The 22,648-nt window shown below is 64.5% G+C and carries 18 protein-coding genes; 5 read left to right on the top strand and 13 right to left on the bottom strand.

Annotated features, from left to right (window positions below):
• The first annotated feature begins 2 nt into the window (after positions 1 to 2).
• From H290_RS0100445 to H290_RS0100430, 4 genes are all read left to right on the top strand, one after another.
• Positions 3 to 362 carry an FKBP-type peptidyl-prolyl cis-trans isomerase gene (locus H290_RS0100445; protein ID WP_020104777.1) on the top strand — a complete coding sequence of 120 codons (360 nt, stop codon included), beginning with the start codon at positions 3 to 5 and terminating at the stop codon, positions 360 to 362.
• Between the two features lie 133 nt (positions 363 to 495).
• A complete protein-coding gene (locus H290_RS0100440; protein WP_020104776.1) occupies positions 496 to 1,968 on the top strand; it encodes an alpha-amylase family glycosyl hydrolase in 1,473 nt (490 codons plus the stop codon).
• Positions 1,968 to 4,640: a hypothetical protein gene (locus H290_RS0100435; RefSeq protein WP_020104775.1), complete on the top strand. Its 2,673-nt coding sequence runs from the start codon at positions 1,968 to 1,970 to the stop codon at positions 4,638 to 4,640. The genes H290_RS0100440 and H290_RS0100435 overlap by 1 nt, the downstream gene beginning before the upstream one ends.
• A gap of 154 nt (positions 4,641 to 4,794) precedes the next feature.
• On the top strand, positions 4,795 to 6,144 hold the full coding sequence (locus tag H290_RS0100430) for a deoxyribodipyrimidine photo-lyase (protein ID WP_020104774.1): 1,350 nt from the start codon (positions 4,795 to 4,797) through the stop codon (positions 6,142 to 6,144).
• 150 nt (positions 6,145 to 6,294) lie between these two features.
• On the opposite strand, the gene H290_RS0100425 is transcribed toward H290_RS0100430, so the two are convergent.
• The 6 genes from H290_RS0100425 to H290_RS0100400 form a co-directional block, all read right to left on the bottom strand.
• Positions 6,295 to 7,044 (bottom strand): enoyl-CoA hydratase-related protein, encoded by a 750-nt coding sequence (locus H290_RS0100425; protein ID WP_020104773.1) that lies wholly within the window; start codon positions 7,042 to 7,044, stop codon positions 6,295 to 6,297.
• 132 nt (positions 7,045 to 7,176) lie between these two features.
• Entirely contained in the window at positions 7,177 to 8,235 is a 1,059-nt protein-coding gene (locus H290_RS0100420) for an ABC transporter substrate-binding protein (protein WP_020104772.1), read from the bottom strand.
• A gap of 111 nt (positions 8,236 to 8,346) precedes the next feature.
• Positions 8,347 to 9,216, bottom strand: a complete 870-nt coding sequence (locus tag H290_RS0100415; RefSeq protein WP_020104771.1) for an ABC transporter permease — start codon at positions 9,214 to 9,216, stop codon at positions 8,347 to 8,349.
• Complete coding sequence (locus H290_RS0100410) at positions 9,213 to 9,947, bottom strand: ABC transporter permease (protein ID WP_051121843.1); 735 nt, start codon at positions 9,945 to 9,947, stop codon at positions 9,213 to 9,215. The genes H290_RS0100415 and H290_RS0100410 overlap by 4 nt, the downstream gene beginning before the upstream one ends.
• A gap of 101 nt (positions 9,948 to 10,048) precedes the next feature.
• Positions 10,049 to 10,915, bottom strand: a complete 867-nt coding sequence (locus tag H290_RS0100405) for an ABC transporter ATP-binding protein (RefSeq protein WP_081631446.1) — start codon at positions 10,913 to 10,915, stop codon at positions 10,049 to 10,051.
• Between the two features lie 76 nt (positions 10,916 to 10,991).
• The gene (locus tag H290_RS0100400; RefSeq protein WP_020104768.1) at positions 10,992 to 12,476 is read right to left on the bottom strand and encodes an NAD(P)/FAD-dependent oxidoreductase; all 1,485 of its coding nucleotides are present in this window, start codon (positions 12,474 to 12,476) and stop codon (positions 10,992 to 10,994) included.
• A gap of 134 nt (positions 12,477 to 12,610) precedes the next feature.
• On the opposite strand from H290_RS0100400, the gene H290_RS0100395 reads away from it, so the two are divergent.
• On the top strand, positions 12,611 to 13,417 hold the full coding sequence (locus tag H290_RS0100395) for a type IV toxin-antitoxin system AbiEi family antitoxin domain-containing protein (RefSeq protein ID WP_020104767.1): 807 nt from the start codon (positions 12,611 to 12,613) through the stop codon (positions 13,415 to 13,417).
• Positions 13,418 to 13,493: 76 nt separating this feature from the next.
• On the opposite strand, the gene H290_RS0100390 is transcribed toward H290_RS0100395, so the two are convergent.
• The 7 genes from H290_RS0100390 to H290_RS0100360 are packed head-to-tail and all read right to left on the bottom strand — an operon-like array spanning position 13,494 to position 22,648.
• The gene (locus tag H290_RS0100390) at positions 13,494 to 14,240 is read right to left on the bottom strand and encodes a DUF1684 domain-containing protein (RefSeq protein ID WP_020104766.1); all 747 of its coding nucleotides are present in this window, start codon (positions 14,238 to 14,240) and stop codon (positions 13,494 to 13,496) included.
• Positions 14,237 to 15,355 carry an LLM class flavin-dependent oxidoreductase gene (locus H290_RS0100385; RefSeq protein ID WP_020104765.1) on the bottom strand — a complete coding sequence of 373 codons (1,119 nt, stop codon included), beginning with the start codon at positions 15,353 to 15,355 and terminating at the stop codon, positions 14,237 to 14,239. The genes H290_RS0100390 and H290_RS0100385 overlap by 4 nt, the downstream gene beginning before the upstream one ends.
• Positions 15,352 to 17,166 carry an ABC transporter ATP-binding protein gene (locus H290_RS27375; protein ID WP_020104764.1) on the bottom strand — a complete coding sequence of 605 codons (1,815 nt, stop codon included), beginning with the start codon at positions 17,164 to 17,166 and terminating at the stop codon, positions 15,352 to 15,354. The genes H290_RS0100385 and H290_RS27375 overlap by 4 nt, the downstream gene beginning before the upstream one ends.
• Positions 17,150 to 19,003 carry an ABC transporter ATP-binding protein gene (locus tag H290_RS27370; protein ID WP_020104763.1) on the bottom strand — a complete coding sequence of 618 codons (1,854 nt, stop codon included), beginning with the start codon at positions 19,001 to 19,003 and terminating at the stop codon, positions 17,150 to 17,152. Before H290_RS27370 ends, H290_RS27375 begins: the two co-directional genes overlap by 17 nt.
• Positions 19,003 to 19,995, bottom strand: coding sequence for an alpha-hydroxy acid oxidase (locus H290_RS0100370; RefSeq protein WP_020104762.1), 993 nt, complete (start codon positions 19,993 to 19,995; stop codon positions 19,003 to 19,005). Before H290_RS0100370 ends, H290_RS27370 begins: the two co-directional genes overlap by 1 nt.
• Positions 19,992 to 21,686 (bottom strand): ABC transporter ATP-binding protein, encoded by a 1,695-nt coding sequence (locus H290_RS0100365; protein ID WP_020104761.1) that lies wholly within the window; start codon positions 21,684 to 21,686, stop codon positions 19,992 to 19,994. The genes H290_RS0100370 and H290_RS0100365 overlap by 4 nt, the downstream gene beginning before the upstream one ends.
• Positions 21,683 to 22,648, bottom strand: a complete 966-nt coding sequence (locus H290_RS0100360) for an ABC transporter permease (RefSeq protein WP_020104760.1) — start codon at positions 22,646 to 22,648, stop codon at positions 21,683 to 21,685. Before H290_RS0100360 ends, H290_RS0100365 begins: the two co-directional genes overlap by 4 nt.

Raw genomic sequence — 22,648 nt, 5'->3', positions numbered from 1 at the left:
ACATGAGTAAACCTGAAATTGAATTGCCGGAAGGCCCCGCTCCCACCGAACTGGTGAGCACCGACGTGACGATCGGAGACGGCCCCGAGGCTGTCGCCGGTGGCGTTGTCGATGTGCACTACGTGGGCGTCGAGTTCGAGACCGGTGAAGAGTTCGACTCGTCCTGGAACCGCGGTCAATCCGCGAACTTCCCGCTCGACCGGTTGATCCCGGGCTGGCAAGAGGGGATTCCGGGCATGAAGGTCGGCGGACGCCGTCAGCTGGTCGTCCCGCCGCTGCTGGCCTACGGCCCCGAGGGTGCCGGCCACCGGTTGTCGGGCAAGACCCTGATCTTCGTGATCGATCTTCTGGGTGTCAGCTAACCGTCATCCTGCGTTCTCCTGAAAACCCTGCACGGTTCACGTGCAGGGTTTTCTCTTGTATGCAGTAGATGCAGCGCCTGCATCTACTGGGAACTCCTGCGCGATTTCCCGTCAGCGAGGATAGGTTGACAGCGTGATCGCACAGCCGTTCGTTTATGAGATCAATACGTGGCCGTGGTTGGAAAACCGCGGAACCGACCTGGCCGGTGTTCCCGACGAGGTGTGGGATTCGATTGCCGATCTCGGCTTCGATGCGGTGTGGCTGATGGGGGTGTGGCGGCGCAGTCCCGCCGGCATCGCCCTCGCCTTGTCGGAGGCCGAGCACGTACAGAACTTCCAGGACGTTCTTCCGGACTTCACCGACGACGACGTCGCCGGATCCGCCTACTGCATCAGGGATTACCGGGTGGACGACCGGATCGGCGGACCCGCGGGTCTGGCCACCGCCCGGAAGGCCCTGGCACAGCGAGGTTTGTCACTCATACTCGATTTCGTGCCGAACCACGTCGCACCCGACCATCCCTGGATCGGCACCAATCCCGAATACTTCATCACCGGCAACTCCGATGACCTGCGTGATGACCCGGAGTCGTTCGTCGAAATCGGTGGAACGGTCTTTGCCAATGGCCGGGACCCGTATTTCCCGGCGTGGCGGGATGTGGTGCAGCTCAACACCTTTTCCCCCGCACTCCGGGCTCAGATCGGGCAGACCCTACTGTCGGTCGCTGAGCAATGTGACGGTGTCCGCTGCGACATGGCGATGCTGCCACTGGATGACGTTGTCACCCGCACGTGGGGTGAGCGCGCAGGCAGTCCACCGGCCGACGGATACTGGCCGACTGTGATCGCCACTGTGCGGCAGGTTCATCCCGATTTCGTCTTCATCGCCGAGGCCTATTGGGATCTCGAATCACGGCTCCAGGAGCAGGGATTCGACTACTGCTACAACAAGCGACTCTACGATGCGTTCGCCGGGCACGAAGGTGCCGGCGCCGTCCGTGAGCGGCTGAGTGCCGATACCGGCTACCAGCGCGGACTGATCAGGTTCCTGGAGAACCACGACGAACCGCGCGCGGCATCAACGTTCGGAGTCGACGAACACAAAGCGGTGGCAGTGGCAACACTCACCCAGCTCGGGGCGAAACTGATCTACGACGGGCAACTCTCCGGTGCGGTCCGGCGGCTGCCGGTGCACCTAGGTCGAGGCCCGGTGGAAGAGGTCGACAAGGACCTGGCCGAGTTCTATCTCAGTGTGCTGAGGTCGCTGCGAGATCCGGTGTGGCGTACCGGTGACTTGTCGCCGTGCACCGTCACCGGGTGGGAGGGTAACAACACCAGTGGCGATCTGCTGGCGTGGACCCGCGCCGGTGGGAGCCGATGGCTGGTGGTGGTCAACCTCAGCGACACACCGGCGTCCGGCACGGTGGCGACCGGCTGGGATGATCTGCGCGGCGGCCAGTTCCGGCTGATCGACAACACGCGGGACATCGAATACCTGCGTAGCGGCGATGATCTGACCGATGGAATGTACGTTGAGCTCGATCCGTGGCTATGGCATCTCTTCCGGATCGAAAAGGCCGAGGCAGCAACCGAGGAGCGTGCGTGATGGAGAATCGTCAGCCACCCAGTGGCACCCGCGAGCACGACCGGCTTGCGGAGGCCACCGGCCGTCTCGAAGACGGTCTGCACGATGCCAACCCGTGGTACCAGTGGGGTCCCTATCTCGCGGAGAGAGCGTGGGGCACAGTCCGGGAGGACTACAGCGACAGTGGCGATGCCTGGTCGTACTTCCCGCACGACCATGCCCGGTCGCGTGCGTACCGATGGAATGAAGACGGCATGGCCGGTATCTCGGACATCGGCCACGAATTCTGTCTGGCATTGGCGTTGTGGAATGGCGCCGACCCGATCCTCAAGGAGCGGATGTTCGGCCTCACCGGGCCGCAGGGCAACCACGGCGAAGATGTCAAGGATTACTGGTGGTACCTGCAGGGGCTGCCGAGTCATGCACTGCTGCAATGGCGTTACCACTATCCGCAGGCCGAGTTCCCGTATCAGGATCTGATCGACGAGAATGCCCGTCGCGGAAAAGAAGACTTCGAATACGAGTTGCTCGACACCGGGGTCTTCGACGACAAGCGTTTCTGGATCGTCGATGTCACCTACGCCAAGGCGAGCCCGACCGACCTGCTGATGCGGATCGACATCACCAACAACGGGCCCGACGAGGCGACCATCGACGTCCTGCCCACGGGGTGGTTCCGAAACACCTGGCGCGCAGACGATAACGGTGACCTGCCGGATCTGGCGCTGCGAGATGGAGAGGTGGTGCTCGAGCATCACCGGCTCGGCGGTTATCGGTTGCAGGCAGCGGTTACCGGCGAGGGTACCGAACCGCAGGCGGTGTTCTGCGATAACGAAACCAACGTTCCGAAAATCTTTGGTGGTGAGCCCATCACGGCCTATCCCAAAGACGGCATCAACGATCACGTGGTCTCCGGTGCCGACACGGTGAATCCGGACCAGCGGGGCACCAAGATGTCTTGGCGGTATCAGTTGTCGGTTCCGGCCGGTGAGACCGTTCAGCTCCGGCTGCGTCTGGCTGATGCCGAATCGGCCCTCCGCGAACCTGATTGGGCCGGTACGTACTTTGACGAGACGCTGGCCGATCGGCAGCGGGACGCCGATGAGTTCTACGCGGCGCTGGCTCCGGCCGATACCGACCCCGAACGAATGCGCATCCTCACTCAGGCCAGTGCCGGTCTGATCTGGAGTAAGCAGATGTACTCCTACGATGTGACCCGGTGGCTCGACGGAGACCCCGCGCAGCCGGCACCGCCGCCCGGTCATCGGGCCGGCCGCAACACCGGTTGGCGCCACGTCGACGCCAACGACATCCTCGCCATGCCCGACCCCTGGGAATACCCGTGGTTTGCAGCCTGGGACTTGGCATTTCACGCGGTACCGTGGGCGCATCTCGATCCCGCCTTTGCGAAGTATCAACTCGTCATATTGCTACGCGAGTGGTTCCAGCACCCCAATGGTGCTCTGCCTGCTTACGAATGGAGCTTCGACGACGTCAACCCGCCGGTTCATGCCCTGGCCGCGCTCCGGGTCTTCATCATCGACGGTGCCAAGGACGTTCAGTTCCTCGAACGTGTCTTCCAGAAGTTGTTGCTCAACTTCACCTGGTGGCTCAACCGGCAGGATCCGGACGGCAACAACATCTTCGGTGGCGGATTCCTCGGCCTCGACAACATCAGCCCGGTTGACCGATCTCATCTGCCCCCCGGCAGCAAGCTGGAACAATCCGACGGCACGGGCTGGATGGCGTACTACTCGAGCGCGATGCTGGGGATCGCCCAGCATCTCGCCGACTTCGATCCGGTCTACGAGGACATGGTCACCAAGTTCCTCGAACAGTTCGCATTGATCGGCGAGGCACTCGAACGGTCAGGTCTGTACGACCAGGAAGACGGCTTCTTCTACGACCGTTACACCGATGCCTCCGGCCACGGTTCGGCCATCAAGGTGAAGTCGTTGGTCGGGGTGATTCCGGCGCTCGCCGCGGCAACGGTGTCGATCGACGACGCCAGCCGGGCCCAGCGTCTCCGCAAACGCTTCCGGCGACGTTTCCGCGATGTGGAGCACCAGAACCGTCGGTCCTGGCGGATTCGGTCGGATGAGACGGGCCAGACCACGGTTCTGCTCTCGGTGCTCAACGTCGAACAGCTACGCAAACTCCTGGGCACGGTCTTCGACGAGGATGCACTGCTGTCGCCGTATGGTCTGCGGTCGCTGTCGAAGGAGTACACCGTGCCCTACGAACTGCCGAATGAGGCGGGCGCGATCATCGACTACGAACCCGCTGAATCGCGGACCGATATGTACGGCGGCAACTCGAACTGGCGTGGACCCATCTGGTTCCCGGTCAACTACCTGGCGATCCGCGCGCTGGTGCAGTACGGGAAGTTTTTCGGCGAAGAAACCAAGATCCCGTTTCCAACCGGCAGCGACACCGAACTCACCTACTTCGAGATCGCCCAGGAGATGGCGGAACGTCTCATCGCCATCTGGCTGCCCGACGCGGATGGCCGCCGACCGGTCTACGGCGGGACGGAGGTCTTCCAGACCGATCCGGCGTGGAAAGACAACCTGCAGTTCAACGAACACTTCCACGGCGACAACGGTGCCGGTCTGGGCGCCACCCATCAGACCGGATGGACAGCCTTGGTGATCGATCTGCTGCTGAGCCCCCCGAACGACCATCCCCATTGACCCACCGTCGACCGTGCCGAACGGACCGCCGAGCGTGCCGAAACCACCCGCACCACCGTTGACCGTGCCAAACGGACCGCCGAGCGTGCCAACGATGCACGATCGATAGCCCCATCCGGCGGGGTCTTCGCGTCGGAGTGGGCACGATGGAGTGATGAACGAACAACCGATTGTGCTGTGGCTGCGTCGTGACCTGCGATTGAGTGACCTGCCGGCTCTGTTGGCAGCCGAGGGGCGACGGGTGTTGGCATGCTTTGTGCTCGACCCGACCTTGGAGGCGTCGTCGGGTGATCGCCGGTTGTCGTTTCTCTACGATTCGTTGCGAGACATCCGCGACCAACTCGATGGATCGTTGTTGGTGGTCCGGGGCAACGCGGAGAGGGTGATCCCGGAGATTGCCCGGACGATCGAGGCGGATGCGGTGCACATGAGCGCCGACTTCGCGCCGTACGGGGTCCGGCGCGACAATCGGGTCCGAAAAGCATTGGGCGACATACCGTTGCGTGCGGAAGGGTCACCGTATGCAGTGGCTCCGGGACGGGTGCTGAAGGACGACGGCGAACCCTACCGAGTGTTCACCCCGTATTTCCGGCGATGGCGTGAGCACGGTTGGCGGGCGCCGGCCGATACCGGTGTCGGTAGTGCAACCTGGATCAACCCCGACGACGTGTCCGGTGTCCGGGGGGTCGCGATCCCGAAAGCCAAGGCCACGTTGGACTTTCCTGCCGGTGAACACGCTGCCTACGAACGGTTTGCGGAGTTCATGGCCGATGATGTCCGGGCCTACAACACCAACCGCGACCGCCCCGACCTGGCATCGACCAGTCGGATGTCGGCATACCTCAAGTTCGGCAACATCCATCCCCGCGCGTTGCTGGCCGAGCTCGACAAGCACGTCGGCGAAGGCCGCTCCGCGTACATCCGGGAGTTGGCTTTCCGCGACTTCTACGCCGACATCCTGCACCAGCGTCCCGACAGCAGCTGGTGGAATCTGAACAAGAAGTTCGATGCGATGGAACATGATTCGGGCGCCGACGCCGACGCTGATTTCGCCGCCTGGCGCGACGGTAGAACCGGTTTCCCGATCGTCGATGCCGGAATGCGGCAGCTCCGCGACAGCGGGTTCATGCACAACCGGGTGCGGATGATCGTCGGATCGTTTTTGGTGAAGGACCTCCACTTGCCGTGGCAACGCGGCGCCGCCTGGTTCCTCGACCAACTCGTCGACGGCGACATGGCAAGCAATCAACACGGCTGGCAGTGGGTCGCCGGTACCGGTACCGATGCCGCGCCCTACTTTCGGGTATTCAATCCGACGACGCAGGGCAAGAAGTTCGATCCGTCCGGCGACTACGTGCGGCGCTGGGTGCCGGAACTCGCAGGCATCAGCGGAGCTGCGGTGCATGAACCGGGTGCGCTGCGTCCCGACAACTATCCCGAGCCGATCGTCGACCACAAACAGCAACGCCAAGTGGCACTCGACCGCTACAAGAACCTCACCTGAGCGCCATCGACCGTGCCCATCGAACCGCCGACCGTGCCGAAACTGCATGCCCCCGTACAACTTCGGCACGCTCAACGGCAACGAAGGCACGCTCGACGGCGATAAGGGCACGCTCGACGGGGGTGGTGGCCGCCGCCTACCGCCCTACCGCTACCGCGCCTTCCACTCCGGCAGACGGCGAGCGAAGAACGCATCGACGCCTTCGCGCATGTCTTCGGAGGCAATGATGATGTGCTTGGCGCGTTCGGTGGCCTGCCATCCCGCGACATCGGCGTTTTCGTTCTGTTCGGCCAGCGCCGCGAGGGTCGCCCGGACCGCCACCGGCCCGGACTGGTTGATGTCGTCGGCCATGACCAGCGCATCGGCCAGTGCCTGTCCGGGTTCGCTCACCACGTTGACAAGACCGAGGTCGAATGCGCGTTGTGCGGTCAGTCCGCTCCCGGTGATCAGCAACTGCCTGGCGATGTTCGGTGGCAGCGCCCGGGTGACCCTGAATAGTGCGCCCGACGTCGCGACCAATCCACGGCGGCTTTCCGGGAGTGCCATCCTCGCCGTGGTCGCTGCGACGATCAGGTCGCAGGCGAGCGCGATCTCCAGTCCGCCGCCCATACACGGACCTTCGACCGCGGCGATGAGCGGTTTGATCCGCTTGCGCCTGATCACACCGTATTCGCCACCGCGGTCGGTGTAGGCGCCGGCGCCCTCGCGCAGATCGGTGCCGGCGCAGAAGACTTTGGGGGTACCGGTGATGATCCCGGTCCACAGTTCGTCATCGTCGTCGAGACGGTCGAGCGCGGCGCTGATACCAACCGCCATCTCGACATTGATCGCATTGCGTTTCTCTTCTCGCTCGAGGTGAACGATCAGGGTTCGGCCATGGACTTCTTCGCGAATCGGCATGGACTGAACGTATCAATCAGACAACCGTCGACCGTGCCGAAACCGCCAGGATGCAGGCAGTAAGGGCACGGTCGACGGCTGTATGAGCACGCTCGGCGGCGCGATGGGCACGCTCGACGGTGGGAGATCGTGTCAGATGGGCTTTTTCAGATCGGGGTTCTCGGCGTAGACCTCTTCGATGAGCGACATGTCGAAGATCTGGTCGGCGGTGATGTCGTAGCCGGCTTTGGCCAGCGCCTCGATGTTGAGGTCGATGAGTGCGTCGGTCATTGTCAGGAGCCCGTTGGCCTTGGTGTCGTCCGAGATCACCAGCAGGTTCTGCGCCTGGGCTTCCTTGGTCTGCTCGTCGACCTCGAGTCCGAGGTCCTTGCCGTACTTGTTCACCGCGAGATCGGCCGACTTGGCCGGGTCGGCGACGGCGTCGTACCAGCCCGCGATATCGGCCTTGAGGAATGCCTTGAGCTTGTCGCGCTCGTTGTCGATCGTTTCCTGGCGCACCACAAGCGTTTCGGCGACCAGCGGCAGATTGAAGTCGGCGAACAGGAAGTTGGTGTTCGGGAATCCGCCCGCTGCCAGAGTGATCGGCTCGTTCGTCACGTAGGACACCCAGCCGTCGACTTCGCCGGTGGTCAGCGGTGTCGGGTCGTACTGGACGGTGATCTTCTGGACGTCGGAGTCGGTCATCCCGTTGGCGGTGAGGAGTGCCTTGAAGACGTTCTCGTTCGACGCCTGCACGCCGATCTTCTTGCCCTTCATCTCCTGTGGCGACAGGATCGGTTTGCCTTCGCTGGACACGATGCAGAACGGGTTCTTCTGGAAGGTCGCAGCGATGGTCTTGAGGGCAGCGCCCTGCAGGATGACCGGTGCGGTCAACTGCGGTGCGGTCATACCGATCCACACCTTGTTGGCCGTCAGGCCGGTTTCGACGCCGGTACCCGGACCGCCACCGGTGATGAGTTCCGGTGTGCCGAGTCCACCGGCCTCGTAGTAGCCGTTCTCGATCGCGAAGTACTCACCGGCGAATTCGATGTTCTTCTGCCACGACAACTGCACCTTCGGGTTGGTGGTGCTGCTTCCGCCCGAGTCACTGCCACCGGAGCTACAGGCGGCCAGCACGCTGGCGCTACCCACAGCGCCGCCGGCGATGAGGGAATACCGAAGAAATGATCGGCGGTCGAACGTGTACCCCATGTGTTGACTCCTTGGTTGTGATTGCTCGCCGCTCACGTTATGCCGGTACGGTTTCCGCCGTATTTCGTGGGCGAATTAGATTGTTACAAAAGAGATTTGCCTGATCGAGGGTCAGGTCGGCTTGGTTCCCATCTGCGCGAGGACGAGCTTCTCGGCAACACCGACGAAGGCGTACAACACAATCGACGCGACTGTGATGACCAGGACCGATGCCCATAGTTCGTTGTAGGCCGCCGCCGGTAGCGCCTGCTGCAATGTGGCGCCCAGTCCCTCGTTGGTACCGAGCCACTCGGCGACCGTGGCGCCGATCATTGCGCCCGGTACCGAGACCTTCGCCGCGGCAAACAAAGCCGGCACCGCCGAAGGCAGCGAGGCCATCCGCATCGCGGTCAGCCGGGTGCCACCGTAGGCGACGATCACATCGTTGATCTGGCGCGGAGCGTTGGCCAATCCGGTCATGATCATCACCAGGGCGGGGAAGAACACCACGATGCCACCCATCACCGCGACCACTGCCACACCACGGCCGACCACCAGCGTGATCAATGGAGTCATCGCCACCAGCGGCACCGACCGCAACAGCATCGCGATGGGCATGAAAGTCTGGGCCAGCGGCCGGAACATCACGAACAGGGCCGCCGCGATGATGGCCGCACTCATGCCGCACACGAAGCCGATCCCCGCGTCTTTCAACGTGATCCACAGGTTGGCCATGATCTCGCCGCGATCTTCTGCCGACGTCGGTTCGGTGAACAGATAATGGAAGACATCGACGGGGGTCTTGCCGATGATGGGCCCGATGTCGGGGAAGGCCAGAAGGAACAGCCACCAGATCACGAGGATCAAGATGAACGAGATCACCAGCGATCCGATGAACTTCGCGATCTCCCAGGCGATTGCCTTGGCGTTGCCCGAACCCGCCCGGGCGGCTGCGTCGGCGGGAACCGGTGCCGACGGGGGAGCCGTTGTGGTGGCGGTCATTTGCTGCCTGCCATTCCGGTGCTGTAGCGGGTGACGTACACCGAGACGACGGCGACGATGGCGTAGCCGATACCGGCCACCGCTCCGGTGATCAGGGCGATCGCCCAGACCGCCGGAATGTCGCCGGCCTGCTGGGAGATGATCAGCGCTGGTCCGGCACCTTGTTCGGGCATGGCCAGGAACTCGCCGAGGACCGCGCCGAGAACGGCCGCAGGAGCAGCGATCTTCAATGCGGCGAAGGTGGCCGGCAATGCCGACACGACCCGTACCCGGACGAGCTGCGAGATCGTGCCGCCGCCATAGACTTTGACGAGGTCGAGGCTGGCCTGAGGTGGTGATCTCAACCCCGACAGGGTGCCGATCATGGTCGTGAAGAACACTGAGATGGCCGCCAGGAACACGATCATCGTCTGCACCTCGGCAAATGCGACCTGGATGATCGGTGCCACCGCGATGATCGGTGTGCAGTAGCTGATGATCGCCAATTGTGTTGCAACACCCTCGATCAGCGGGATGACGATGACAAGCAGGGCCAGCCCGATCGCCAGCACATTGCCCCAGAAGAAGCCCCGCAGCGACATTTCGATGGTCGGACCGAAGTTGTGGGCGTAGTACTCCCAGCCTTTTTCGTGGATCGTCTCGATCACGGCCCACGGTGTCGGGATGGTGCCTTTGAACCATTCGAAGTGCCCGGCCATCGACCAAAGGATCAGAACGGCAAGGATTCCCATAACCCCTGCACCCCAGCGCTTTCCGGCGAGCCGCGCCCGGTCGGCGAAGCGTTCCCCCGTGGAACGTTTCTCCACGGATTGCTTCTCGGCGGTGAGGGTGCTCACGCCACCCCTGCCGATCCCTTGCTGCCGAACAGAAGACCGCTGAGGTGATCGTGCAGGGCGTGGAATTCGTGTGTCCGCATCATGTCGGGCACGCGTGGACGTGGCAGGTCGATCGTGACGGTTTCCAGGATCGTCCCCGGACGCGGACTCATCACGGCAACCACATCGGAGAGGAAGACGGCCTCGCCGATGCCGTGGGTGACCATCAGTGTGGTTGCCGGTTTTTCGGTCCAGATCCGGAGAAGTTCGATGTTCAGTCGTTGCCGGGTCATGTCATCGAGGGCGCCGAACGGTTCGTCGAGGAGCAGTGCGGTCGGCTTTACGACCAGGGCGCGCGCAATCGACACGCGCTGACGCATACCGCCGGACAACGTGGCCGGTTTTGCCTTCTCGAAACCTTTGAGGCCGACGAGTTCGATCAGGTCGGTGATGGCGTCCTTGTCGACGGGGAGCCCCGCGACCTGAAGCGGCAGTTTGATGTTTGCTTCCACGCTGCGCCACGGCAGCAGCGCGGAGTCCTGGAACGCGATACCGAGTTCGTGCTGGGACTGCAGCTCTCTGGGCGAGCGTCCATTCATCAATGCGGTGCCGGTGGTGGACTCCTCGAGCCCGGCGAGGATCCGGAGCACCGTCGACTTGCCGCAACCGGACGGGCCCAGCAACGAGAGAAATGCGCCTTCGGAGGTTTGCAGGTCGACATCATGGAGGGCAGTCACCGATGATCCGCCACGCAGGCCGCTGGTCTTGAACTCCTTGGTCAGACCCGAGATGTTGATCCCGGTGCCCAAGGGGCGGCTCTTGGTGGCTGCGACGGATCGTTCCGCGTCCGTCTGTGTTGCTCCCGTGGAGTCAGCAGGGCTCATGATCGGGACGTTAGGCCGCTGGGGTTTCTTCCGGATTACACCGGCGTTACCGCACTCTCTCAGCGGTCGTATGGCGCTACTGCGACCTCTCGACCATCGACCAGTAGCGCGTCTCGCGCTCAGTGAACTCGTTCGACGTGATCGCACCGAAGGCCGCGGCCTCCCGCGCGAACCGGTCCGGAGCGTCTGGGAGCGCATCGGGACCCTCGAGCCGGAAGCAACTCGGGGCCAGTGGGCCGAAGAGCAGCGCCCGTCGCAAGTCGGGCCAGTTGTCCGGTCGCGGTTCGACACCGGCTGCCCGCGCGAAAGTCACTGCGGCCAGGTTCATGCGACTTTTCTGGGGTAAGCCGCGCCGGGCCCGGTAGGCCGCGATCGCCTGCCGCTGCTGGGTATCGTCGACCGGCGGAATGACTCCGTCCCACGTGTACGCCAGCCATCGCGCCTGCAGTTCCAGCGGCACGAAGAACCCGCCGGACTGGTCCCACATACCCATGAAGGCCAAGGTCGGGAGCTCGGGGTGAAAGGTGTACCGGTCTGCATCCAGATGCACGGCGTCGATGTCGAGGGTGGTGCGGATGTCCTCGTCGAGAAACGGGATGTCGAGATCGAAGCCGGTGCCGAATACCAGGCCGTCGAATTCCTCGCTCGCGCCGTCGCTGAACGTCACGACCCCACCGCTGATCGATTCGATCCACGGTCGCACGGTGATTCGGCCCTCGGCCACCAGTGGCAGGAACTGCTGGTTGAGGGTGACGCCGGCCGCGAAGAGCGACGGATTCGGCACCGGGGCACCGTACTGCTCCGGGCTGCCACCGGCCTCGACCACGATTTCCTTCAATTGCCGATCGATCTCAGGAGGCGCGAGCATCTCGTTGGCGAGGGCGCCATAGCGCGTGAAGATCCGGTGGTCCGAGGGAACCCCGGCGGCGAACTTCGGCAGGACGTACCGCTGGCGCCGTTGGGTGAGCACGACCCGGTCGGCGCCCAGTTGGGTGAGTTCGGCGGCTATCTCGAGCGCACTGATTGCGCAGCCGGCCACCAGGACTCGGAGGCCGCGGTAGGGGGCCGAACCCGGGTAGTCATAGGACGAGATGACCCCCGCCGGTCCGTCGAACGTGTCGAGCCCCGGCACGTCCGGGATCGCCGGCTTCTGGAATCGACCGCTTGCAACCACCACCCGGTTGAACCGCTCGGTGGTACCGCTGTGGCTCACCAGCCATCCGTCACCGTCGCGGCTGAGGAGGTCGACCCGCGTGCCGAACCGGGTCCGCGTGATGAGATCGAACATCTCCGCGTACCGCTGCAGGTAGGTGCGGATCTCCGTGAATGGCAGAAACGCCCGGTCGGTGACGTGCTCGAGATCGCTGAACGCCGTCAGGACACGACTGGTGTTGGTGTACATGGTCGGCCAGATGCCACTTTGTGCGCCAAGGCCGGTCCATTGCCCGCCGACCATCGGGCCCTGTTCGAAGATCGTCGGATCGAAGCCTTGCGCGAGCAGCCACCGCGCCGCGACCAGCCCACCCGGCCCGGCGCCGATCACCGCAACGCTTCCCTTCATCGGCGAAGTGTGACACGACGGGCCCTGAGATCGTCGCGATCTGGGGTAGCAGATGGCAATATGCCGGCGGTAGATGCTCTCGGGGACGATCTCAGGGGGTGGGCCACCGATGGCCCGCCGTGCGTCCGATAGCTATGAAGTTTGGTGTTTTCAGCTTGGCTGAGCTGCGGCAACTGGGACTCGACGACTGGGATGTTCGCAAGCAGGTCCGAGACGGATCGCTGATTCGGCTGCGTCCCGGCTGGTATGCGACTCCGATCGCGGATGCCGCTGTGGTGGAAGCAGTCCGAAGGGGAGGAGCACTCGGTTGTGTGTCGGCGTTGCGCCGGCACGGACTCTGGGTACCCCCTGGCTACGACGGTGTCCATGCGCGATTCAGCAAATATGGCAAAAAGCCGCGTGGGCGTAGTTGTCAGGGATCAGGCCGCCCGCTCCCTGTGGTCACGGCGCTCGATTCGGTGCCGATCGCCCTGGATTGCGCGGTGAAATGCATGAAAGCCGAGGATTGGATTGTGGTCTGTGACTCGGCATTGAACACGGCAAGCCTGACGGTTTCCGATCTCCAGAGCGCAATGGGGACTGTGCCGTATCGGATACGTGAGCTGATGGCGAGGTGTGATCCGAGTTCCCAATCCGGGACGGAGTCGTTTGCCCGGCTGAGGTTGCGGGCGGCGGGGTTCACCGTCCATGTGCAACCGCAGATTCCGGACGTCGGCCATGTCGATCTACGGGTCGGGCGCCTGCTGATCGAGTGCGATAGCAAAGAGCACCACACGAGTCTGGCCAACTACCAAAATGATCGGCACCGGGACCGCAAGGCGCTCCTGGGCAGATGGCTGACCATGCGGATCACCTATGACGACGTCCTCTATGGCTGGGACGACGTGCTCGCCGACGTGCGCGCGATCACCCGGGCCGGGCGCCATCGCATCCGGCCCTGAGATCGTCCCGATCTGGGCTAGCAGATGGCAATATGCCAGCGGCCCATGTTCTCGGGGACGATCCCAGGGCAGGTTGCTAGTGCCGGATCAGCTTGCTCTCACCTGCACGTACCGGGAAGTCGAACCGGTTTTCCGCTGGCGGCAGCGGGCACAGGAAATGATCGGTGAAGGTGCAGGGCGGCAGGAATGCCCGGTTGAAATCGACGGTCACGATGTCGCCGACGTCGCCGACCTCCACATTCAGGAACCGGAACCGCTGTGTCTCGTTGCCATTGGTGCTGTCGGCGAACACGATCTGGGCGCTACCGTCAGGTGCGGCGATCGCCGTCACTGTCCGCTCACTGCCGTCGACCTTGATCCGAAGTTGCACGGTGTTCTTCGCGGCGACAAATCCGTCCACGTGCTCGAACGGGAGGTCGTTGCCCACGGACTCGACGACGCCGGTGATCACCCAGGCGGGATCGGGTTCAAAAGCATCGATCCCGGCCAGTCCGGCGCGGGTCGGAGCCTGGGGATCGAACACCCGGATCGCGATCTGTCCGTCGCGGCCGAGGGTGGTCAGCCGAAGCCGGTCGATCACGTAGGTCTCACCCGGTGCCAGTGTGATCTCGGTACCGTCTGAATTCGCGTTGACGGCCTTGCCATCTCGCGTGGTCCACGTCCCGGGCACCGAATCGATCTCGAGGGGCTCCTCACCCAGCCAGTGAGTGCCGGTGACCGACGCAAGCCCGTGAGGGCTGGTCGCGGCGGTGATGCGCTCGACGTGCCAGGCCTGCCAGCTGTCGGTCCACGAATCGGTGGCGGTGGTCGTTGAGGTTGTCATGATGCGCTCTCTTGTTCGGTGGATAGGGGATCGTCGGAATTGGTCTGGGGACTCCAACCAATGTGTGGTGCAACGGTTTGTGCGACGTCTTCGAGCAATCGAATGTTCTGGCTCAAGGTGAACGACGGCGGCAGGAACAGCACCAGTTCGTCACTGGCCGTCACCGATGCATCGGCTGCGAGCATGTCGACCACCTGTGACGGCGTTCCGCGGAGCGCGGGAACAACCGTCATACCCGCCGGCAGCGCGGTGGGGGCCAGGGCGCCGTCCGGCCGGGCCGCGGCCGGACCCTGCGTTTGCCGCTGGATGTCGTAGTCGCGATAGAGGTTGGCCAACTCGGGGTTGGTGGCGGGGAGCACCGACCGGCTCACCCCGACCCGTGGGTTGCTGCCGGTGTAGGTGCGTCGATATTCGGCGATCGCCTCGGCGTGATAGTCGCCGACGGTTCCGGGGACCGCGTCCTGAATGATGGTTCCGAGCAGCATGTTCAGGCCCTGGACACCGGTTCGGGCGGACGATTCGATGGATCCGGCGCCGTACCAGATGCGGTCGATGAGGGTCTCACTCTGCGGACTGATCCGAAGTTCGGTGCCGAGGGGTGCACCCTGATCGGCCCGGTCCACGACGCCGAGTACCTCACCGGTGATCGCGGACAGAAAGCGGGCCAGGCGTTGCCGCGATTCGGTTCGCCCGTTCGCGGGGTCCCTGCCGAACAGCGCGTCGAAATTGCCCTGTCCGGTGCCGATCGCGAGTTCCAGGCGCCGCCCGGTCAGCAGATCCGCGGTGGCGGCGGCCTCGGCGAGAAGCAACGGATCTTCGTAGCGCATCGCGATGATCGCGGTTCCGAGCCTGATCCGCGAGGTGTGCTGACCCACCGCGGTGAGGAACGTGAGGGGATTGGCCAGGTAGTTGTCGAAGTGACGCTGGTACACCCAGCCCGAGTCGTAGCCGAGTTGTTCGGCGACCCGGAACAATTCGATGCCGTCGCGCAACCCGCGTTCGGCGTTGCCGGGGCCGGACGGGAAGGCCACCCGGGAATTGAAGCCGAGCTTGATCCGAGTGGGTGCCGATGTGGCAGCCGCCGTGCGCCTTTCGGCTGCACTCTGCACTGTCATGGCGAAGTCCTTTCGAGAGGTGAGGAGAGGGGATCGGCATGAACTGCCCACACCCGGTAGAGCGACGCATAGGCACCGCCCGCTGCGAGAAGAACTTCGTGCGAACCGGATTCGACGATCTGCCCGGCCTCGAACACCAGGATCCGATCGGCAGCCCGGGCGGTGACCATCCGGTGTGCGATCGAGATGGTGGTCCGGCCACGGGTGAGGGTGGCCAGCGCATGCTGCACCCGGACATCGGTCGCCGGATCGAGTCCGCTGGTCGCCTCGTCCAGAATCAGCAGATCGGGATCCACGAGCGCAGTTCGGGCCAGCGCCACGAGTTGCCGTTCCCCGGCCGACAGCAGGTCTCCGCGCAGTCCCACCTGGGTGCTCAGCCCATCGGGCAGCGCGGCGAGCCAGTCCCGCAGTCCCAGGGAATCGATCACCTCGTTGACCTCGGCCGGGCCGGCGCCGGGGACCCCGATGGCGATGTTGTCTCCGACGGTGGTGTCGAACAGGAACGGATGCTGCGGCACAATCGCAAGTCGGCCATGCAGTTCGGTGTCGGCGATCTGCTGCAGAGGCACCCCGGACAGCGCCACCTGACCACTCGACATCGTGATCGTACGACTGATCATCTTCGCGAATGTGCTTTTCCCCGAACCGGTCTTACCCACCACGGCGACGTGTTCGCCGGCCCCGATGTGCACCGACAATCGGTCGAACACCAGCGGGCCGGACCCGTAGCGCACGACGGCATCGGTGACGTCGACCTCGATGGGTCCGGGCTTCGGCGCGCTGGAATCGCCGGCGTCGATCGTCACCGACTCGGTCAGCACGATCTCCATCGCCCGACGCCACCCGGCGGCCGCGTTCTGCGCCTCACCGAGCATCGTGATGAGCAACTGCAGCGGGCGGACGAAGAACGTCACCAGGAACACCATCGCCACCAGTTCTCCGGTGTTCAGTTCACCCGGAACAACACTGGTGGACAACCACACTCCGCCGACGATCACCACGACCGTCACCGACGCGATCGCGACCTCCCCGAGCGAGGTGTTCAGGTGCAGCGGAACGAGGACTTTCTTCTGAGACCGGTGAACCTCGGAGATGGCGCCGTCGATACGGGTCTGCACCCGCGCCGACGAACTCGTCGACCGAATCACCGCGGCGCCGTGCACGGTCTCGGCAATGGCGGACTGCAGCAGGGAGATCCGGTCGCGAACCACATCGAAACGACGGACGATGACGTTGTGCAACAACCGCATGACACCGACCACGAGGGCGGTCACCGCGAATACGGCCAGCGACAACTGCCACGAATACACCAGCATGATCGCGGCGGCGATGAGCATCTGCGCAATGTTGGTCAGCAACACCACGCCACCGGTCTGGGCGAACGTGGACACCGTGTCGACATCGCTGGTCAACCGCGACATCAGGTCGGCGTTGCGGCTCGTGGCGACGGTCGCCTGGTCCATTGAATGAATACGTGCCAAACCCTTGGCCCGCAACGATTCACAGGCCAGCTCGACGCGCCGGTACAGCCGGACATTCATCAACATCGAGGCCAGCGCGGCGACCACGAGCGCGGCACCGCCCACTGCCACAGCATTGGTCACCACGGACGAGTGCGGATGATCCGGATCGCTCAACCCGTGGTCGATCGCATACTGCACCGTCAGCGGTGCCACGATGCGACCGGCGCCGGCCATCACCGCCGCGATCGTGGTGACAAGTAGCCCGGACACCAGCACCGGGGTGAGCCGGATCCCGGTGCGTACCAGCGCGAGTGGTGAGGCCGCACTGAGATCAGCAAGCGCCGGCATGGCTCTCCTCGGGATCGGAGTGCAGGTCAGCTGACCCGGCGGAATAGGCGGTGACGATGCGGCGGTAGTCGTCCTGCCGGGCCGCGACGTCGTCGTGCGGGCCGCTGTCCACGATGGTGCCGTCGCGCACGAACAGCACGCGATCGGCGAGAGCGAGCGAATCCGACCGCGCCGCGACCACCAGGATCGTCGGTCCGTCCGGTGCCGCTGCCAGGGCGGCGATGCTGGTGAGAACCTCGGCCTCGACCACCGGGTCGAGCGCGGATGTCGCGTCGTCGAGGACCAGCAGTTGAGGCCGCCGGATCAAGGCACGCGCCAGGGCGATGCGTTGGCGCTGACCACCGGACAATCCGGCACCCATTTCGCCCACCGCATGATCGAGACCATCAGCACGGCCGCGGACAAACTCGTCGATCCGGGCCTGCCGCAACGCCTCCCACACCTCGTCGTCGCTGTGGTCGTTCCACATGGTGACGTTCTCGCGCACCGAGCCGGTGAACAGAAACGCGGTCTGCGGCACCAGTGCGGTGCCGGCGGCGATGGCGTTCTCGGCGAAGTCCGCCACCGGGATGTCGTTGTGCGTGACGGATCCGGAGTGGGAGTCGGTGAGCCGGACCACGAGCTCGCAGATGCTGGTCTTGCCCGACCCCGTCGCGCCGACCACGGCCACGACCTCGCCGGGAAACAGGTCGAAGCTGACGTCGCGCAGCACGTGGGTGCCGCCGCGGATCAGACCGGCGCCGCGGACCGATACCGCCGTCGCCCCGACTCCGGGGAGAACCTGGTCACCGTGGGTCGGTTCCTCGCCACTGGCCAACACTGCGCTCACCCGTTCGCCACCGGCCGCCGACATCGGCAGCATCCCGAGGAACCGGCTGATCACACTGAGCGGAATGGTGATCGTGAGCAGCAGATACACCACTTCGACGAGGGTGCCCACGGTCAGGGACCCGTCGACCACTCGCCCGGCACCGACCACCAACACCGCCAAAATAGCCCCGGTGGGCAGCAATTCGAGGAGCGGATCGAAGACGCCGCTGACGTTGCCGACCTTGATGTTCGCCTCCCGCAGGGCGGCGATGCGCGGTGCGAATCGATCGCATTCGGTGTCGGCCAGACCGAGTGTGCGCACCACCTCGGCGCCTTCGACGCTCTCGTAGGCGACCCGTGCGACATCGGCGCGGGCACGTTGCGCGGTCCGGGTGCGTGGGGTCAGCATCCGCTGGTAGAGCATGTTGATCCCGAACACGGCAATGACCAACACCACCGCGATCAGACCGAGCCAGACGTCGTAGCCGAAGAGCCGGACCATGGCGAGCGCCAGCATGGCCACCATGCCGACGGCGAAGAAGAAGTTCGCCATCGGAGACCAATGTGCCTCGACATCGGAGACGGCGTTGGACAGCAGTTGCCCGGGGGAGTGGCCGCGGTGCCAGTCCAGCGAAAAGCGTTGGTACTTCCGGGTCACCGCTCGTCGGGTCCGTTGCTGGGACGCATATTGCACACGTCCGGTGGCCACACCGCGAATCACGATGGTGATCCAGCGGATGGTCGAGATACCGAGTATCGCCGCGATCGTGATCCACATCGCGGAGACGATCAGCCTGCCCGCTTCCAGCGACGGGATGATGAATTGATCTGTCGCATAACCGACTGCGATCGCACCCGCGACCATGGTCGCGCCATTGATCACCCCGGCGATCGTCGCGATGGTCGCCGGTACCGGATGTGCGACAGCGCCCGACACCATGGCGCGCAGTCCCTGAATCACGGTGCCGTGCCGATCGGTGCGGACCAGGTCGTCGTCGGTGTGCTGCGGAAGTCCCGACGCGCGCATCACTGGACGCCCCCAGCGGATCTGGCCAGCAGCATCCCGGGTCCGCAGTCGGCGAGGTTGCCGACACCCGCGAGGGCGAGCAGTGAGGCCACCTGGTCGCGAAGTTCGGTCAGCAGTGTGGTGACGGCACTTGCTCCTCCAGCGGCCAACGCCCGGACGATCGGACGACCGAGGAACACCGCATCGGCGCCCAGACACAGCGCCCGGACCACGTCATCCGCGCCGCGGATCCCGGAATCGACGTAGACCGGCACTCGACCGTTGACCGCCGCGGCCACCGAGGAGAGCACCTCGGCAGGTGTTGCGGCACCGGGGAACTGGCGGCCACCGTGGTTCGACACCACGATCGCCCCGGCCCCCGCATCGATCGCGGCGCGGGCATCGTCCGGGTGCATGACGCCTTTGACTATCACCGGCAGTTCGGAATGGCCGGTCAGCCAGGTGATGTCGGCAGCGCTGAACGATGACGCGGGCAGTGTGCCCGGTGGGTACGCCTGCCAGTGCGGCACAACGGCTCCGGCCTGACCGGCAAGCCGGAAGGGCTGCTCGAACGGCACGGGAATCTGGTCGATGGTCAGGATCAGTCCGATCGCGCCGAGGCCGGTCACCTCGGTGATGAACGGCAGCGCGACATCTCGTTCCTGCGGCAGGTACAGCTGTTGCAGGTAGGGGCCGCTGTGAGGCGCCACCTGAGCGGGCGACCGGGTGGATCCGTGGCTCAGCGCGAGTATCGAACCGGCCGCCCGGACCCCGCGCGCGGTCTCGACTTCACCGTCCGGGTGCCACAGGCCATGCGCGGCCGATGCTGCGGCGAGCACCGGCAAGTCGATTCGGTGACCGAATATGTCCATCGATAGGTCGACGGAACTGACACCGGCGAGTGGGCGCGGATAGATGGCATAACGCCGCCACTGCTGTTCATTGTCCGCGGGCACTGTTCCCGCGCCACCTTCGAGGTATTCGCGTGCAGAACCCGTATCGACTGCGTTCACCGGGCGATCGGTGCGACGACACGCCCGGCTGCGCGCTTGCCCGGAATCGCATCGAGGAGCCGCTGGGTGTACGGGTCGGACGGATTCTGGAAGACCTTTGCCACCGAACCGGATTCGACGATCTTTCCCTTCTCGAACACCGACACCGTGTGTGCAATCTGCGCGACCACGGCCAGGTCATGGGAGATGAACAGGTACGTCAGGCCCAGGCGCTCCTGGAGTTCGGTCAGCAACTCGAGGATCTGTTCCTGGACTGAGACGTCCAGCGCGGACACCGGTTCGTCGAGCAGGATGACCTCGGGTTCGAGGACCAGCGAGCGGGCGATCGCGACGCGCTGGCGCTGTCCACCCGACAGTTCGACCGGCAGTCGGTCGAGATGATTCTGCGGCAGACCGACCTGGTCGAGTAGTTCCGCTGCCCGCTTGTGACGGCTGTTTCGGTCACCGATCCGGAAGGACACCAGTGGTTCGATGATGCTGTCGCGCACCGTGAAGCGTGGGTCGAGCGATGCGAAAGGATCCTGGTGGACCAGTTGGAACCGACGGCGCAGCGGTCGGAGCTCGCGCCAGGAGAGGTCGGTGATGTCGGTGCCCTCGAACAGCACTCGGCCCGTCGTCGGTTTCTCGAGCCCCATCGCCACTCGCAGGGTGGTGGTCTTTCCCGAACCGGATTCGCCGACGAGTGCGTGGGTGCGACCCGGTGCGACCCGCACCGAGATGTCGTCGAGTGCTGTGAACGTTTCGGTGCGGCTGATCTGGAACTTCTTGACGACGGAGGTGAGTTCGATGATCGGATTGCTCACCTCGACCTGCTCGTCGGCGACCACGAAGCGCGGTTTGATGATGCCGCCCTGCGCCAACGCGGGTGCGGCGCCGATCAGCCGGCGGGTGTAGCTGTCGGCGGGATCCACCAGAATCCTTGCGGGCGAGCCCTGCTCGACGATTCGTCCGTGCTGCATCACAACCACCCGGTCGGCGCGGTCGGCGGCGACGGCGAGGTCGTGGGTGATGATCAGCAGTGCGATCCCGGTGTCCCGGACGAGTGACTCGAGGTGATCGAGGATGCGGGCCTGCACGGTGACGTCCAGGGCGCTGGTCGGTTCGTCGGCGATGATCAGATCGGGTTTGCCGGCCAGGGCGATGGCGATCAGCACTCGTTGGCGTTGCCCACCGGACAGCTCGTGCGGGTAGCGCTTGGCGAGCAGTTGCGGGTCCTCGAGTCCGGCCTTGGTAAGTGCGTCGGCGACCTCGTCGCCGATCTGCGGGCCTTTCACGCCACGAAGTTTCACCGCTTCGGCGACCTGCACCCCGATCCGTTGGGTGGGGTTGAGGCCGACCATCGGGTCCTGCGGAATGAGTCCGACCACCGAACCCCGCAGGCTCCGTACGACTTTCTCCTTGGCTCCGGCGATCTCGGTGCCGGCGATCTTGATCGATCCCGACGTGAGGCGTCCGTTCGCCGGGAGCAGACCGATGATCGCGTTCGCGGTCGTGGTCTTGCCCGATCCTGATTCGCCGACCACCGCGACGACTTCGCCGGGATGGACCTGCAGGTCCAGGTCGTGGACCGCGGGCACGATCTTCCGGTTGCGCTGATAGCCGATGTTCAGCCCGCTGATGTCGACCAGCGGGGCCACCGGCGAAGAGTTCTGTGTTTGGGCCGGTGCGGCTTTCGAGAGGTTGGTGCTCATCGTTCGAGTTCCTGAAAGGTTTTGGCGATGTGGTTGAGCGAGAGAACGGTGGCCGCGATGAACAGACCGGGCATCAACGACACCCACGGTGCGGTGACCAGGAAATTACGTCCGCTCGACACGAGCGTTCCCCATTCGGCTTTGGGCGGTGCGGCGCCGAAGCCGAGGAAGCTCAGCGCGGCGATGGAGATGATCGCGACACCGAAGTCGAGCACGGCCAGCACGGCCACCGGGCCCCAGGAGTTGGGCAGGATGTGGCGGATCAGAACGCGAGACCAGGATGCTCCGCCGGCCCGGGCGGCCTCGATGTACGGCAGAGTCTTCACGCGCAGCACCTCGGAACGGGTGGTCCGCGCGAAGCCGGGCACGATCCCGATACCCACCGCGATCGCGACGGGAACGGTGCCGAATCCGAGGGCGGTGACGATGGCCAGCGCCAGCAACAGACCCGGAATCGCCAGCAGCACATCGACAAATCGCATGATGACCGAGTCGGTGATACCGGCGAAGAACCCGGACACCACGCCCAGGGTCAACCCCGCGACAATCGCGATCGACAATGCGATGAGGGCGGCCTGAATGGTCAGCGTGGATCCGTAGAGGGTTCGGGTCCACAGGTCGCGGCCCATCTCGTCGGTCCCGAAGAGGTGCGTGGAACTCGGCGCCTCCAGCCGGTCCGCCGGCGCCGTCTTGTACGGGTCGTACGACGAGAACCACGACGGGAAGAATGCCGACACACCGACGAAGATGATGAATGCCAGGGTGATCATGAACAGCGGTCGCCGCACCGCTTTGGCGACGGTGTTCCGCAGCGGACCCCAACGACCACCGGGCGCGGTGGGACTCGGCGGTGTCAGCGAATGGTCTTCGCGCCCGACCGGTCGCTCCACCGGGAGGTCGATGCCCAGCGCCCCGACACTCGAGCTACTGAAGTCGATACGATCCTTCAACTTCTCGGTCAT

Source organism: Nocardia sp. 348MFTsu5.1, from assembly GCF_000383535.1.
Classification (GTDB): Bacteria; Actinomycetota; Actinomycetes; order Mycobacteriales; family Mycobacteriaceae; genus Williamsia; species Williamsia faeni.
The sequence above is the reverse complement of the archived record's forward strand: the minus strand, read 5'-3'. Positions and strand labels throughout refer to the sequence as shown.

What these genes read in the sequence shown, in the direction of transcription:
- H290_RS0100445 (WP_020104777.1), top strand. Translation starts at nt 3, where the DNA reads ATGAGTAAACCTGAAATTGAATTGCCGGAAGGCCCCGCTCCCACCGAA.
- H290_RS0100435 (WP_020104775.1), top strand. Translation starts at nt 1,968, where the DNA reads ATGGAGAATCGTCAGCCACCCAGTGGCACCCGCGAGCACGACCGGCTT.
- H290_RS0100430 (WP_020104774.1), top strand. Translation starts at nt 4,795, where the DNA reads ATGAACGAACAACCGATTGTGCTGTGGCTGCGTCGTGACCTGCGATTG.
- H290_RS0100425 (WP_020104773.1), bottom strand. Translation starts at nt 7,044, where the DNA reads ATGCCGATTCGCGAAGAAGTCCATGGCCGAACCCTGATCGTTCACCTC.
- H290_RS0100420 (WP_020104772.1), bottom strand. Translation starts at nt 8,235, where the DNA reads ATGGGGTACACGTTCGACCGCCGATCATTTCTTCGGTATTCCCTCATC.
- H290_RS0100415 (WP_020104771.1), bottom strand. Translation starts at nt 9,216, where the DNA reads ATGACCGCCACCACAACGGCTCCCCCGTCGGCACCGGTTCCCGCCGAC.
- H290_RS0100410 (WP_051121843.1), bottom strand. Translation starts at nt 9,947, where the DNA reads ATGGGAATCCTTGCCGTTCTGATCCTTTGGTCGATGGCCGGGCACTTC.
- H290_RS0100405 (WP_081631446.1), bottom strand. Translation starts at nt 10,915, where the DNA reads ATGAGCCCTGCTGACTCCACGGGAGCAACACAGACGGACGCGGAACGA.
- H290_RS0100400 (WP_020104768.1), bottom strand. Translation starts at nt 12,476, where the DNA reads ATGAAGGGAAGCGTTGCGGTGATCGGCGCCGGGCCGGGTGGGCTGGTC.
- H290_RS0100395 (WP_020104767.1), top strand. Translation starts at nt 12,611, where the DNA reads ATGAAGTTTGGTGTTTTCAGCTTGGCTGAGCTGCGGCAACTGGGACTC.
- H290_RS0100390 (WP_020104766.1), bottom strand. Translation starts at nt 14,240, where the DNA reads ATGACAACCTCAACGACCACCGCCACCGATTCGTGGACCGACAGCTGG.
- H290_RS0100385 (WP_020104765.1), bottom strand. Translation starts at nt 15,355, where the DNA reads ATGACAGTGCAGAGTGCAGCCGAAAGGCGCACGGCGGCTGCCACATCG.
- H290_RS27375 (WP_020104764.1), bottom strand. Translation starts at nt 17,166, where the DNA reads ATGCCGGCGCTTGCTGATCTCAGTGCGGCCTCACCACTCGCGCTGGTA.
- H290_RS27370 (WP_020104763.1), bottom strand. Translation starts at nt 19,003, where the DNA reads ATGCGCGCGTCGGGACTTCCGCAGCACACCGACGACGACCTGGTCCGC.
- H290_RS0100365 (WP_020104761.1), bottom strand. Translation starts at nt 21,686, where the DNA reads ATGAGCACCAACCTCTCGAAAGCCGCACCGGCCCAAACACAGAACTCT.
- H290_RS0100360 (WP_020104760.1), bottom strand. Translation starts at nt 22,648, where the DNA reads ATGACCGAGAAGTTGAAGGATCGTATCGACTTCAGTAGCTCGAGTGTC.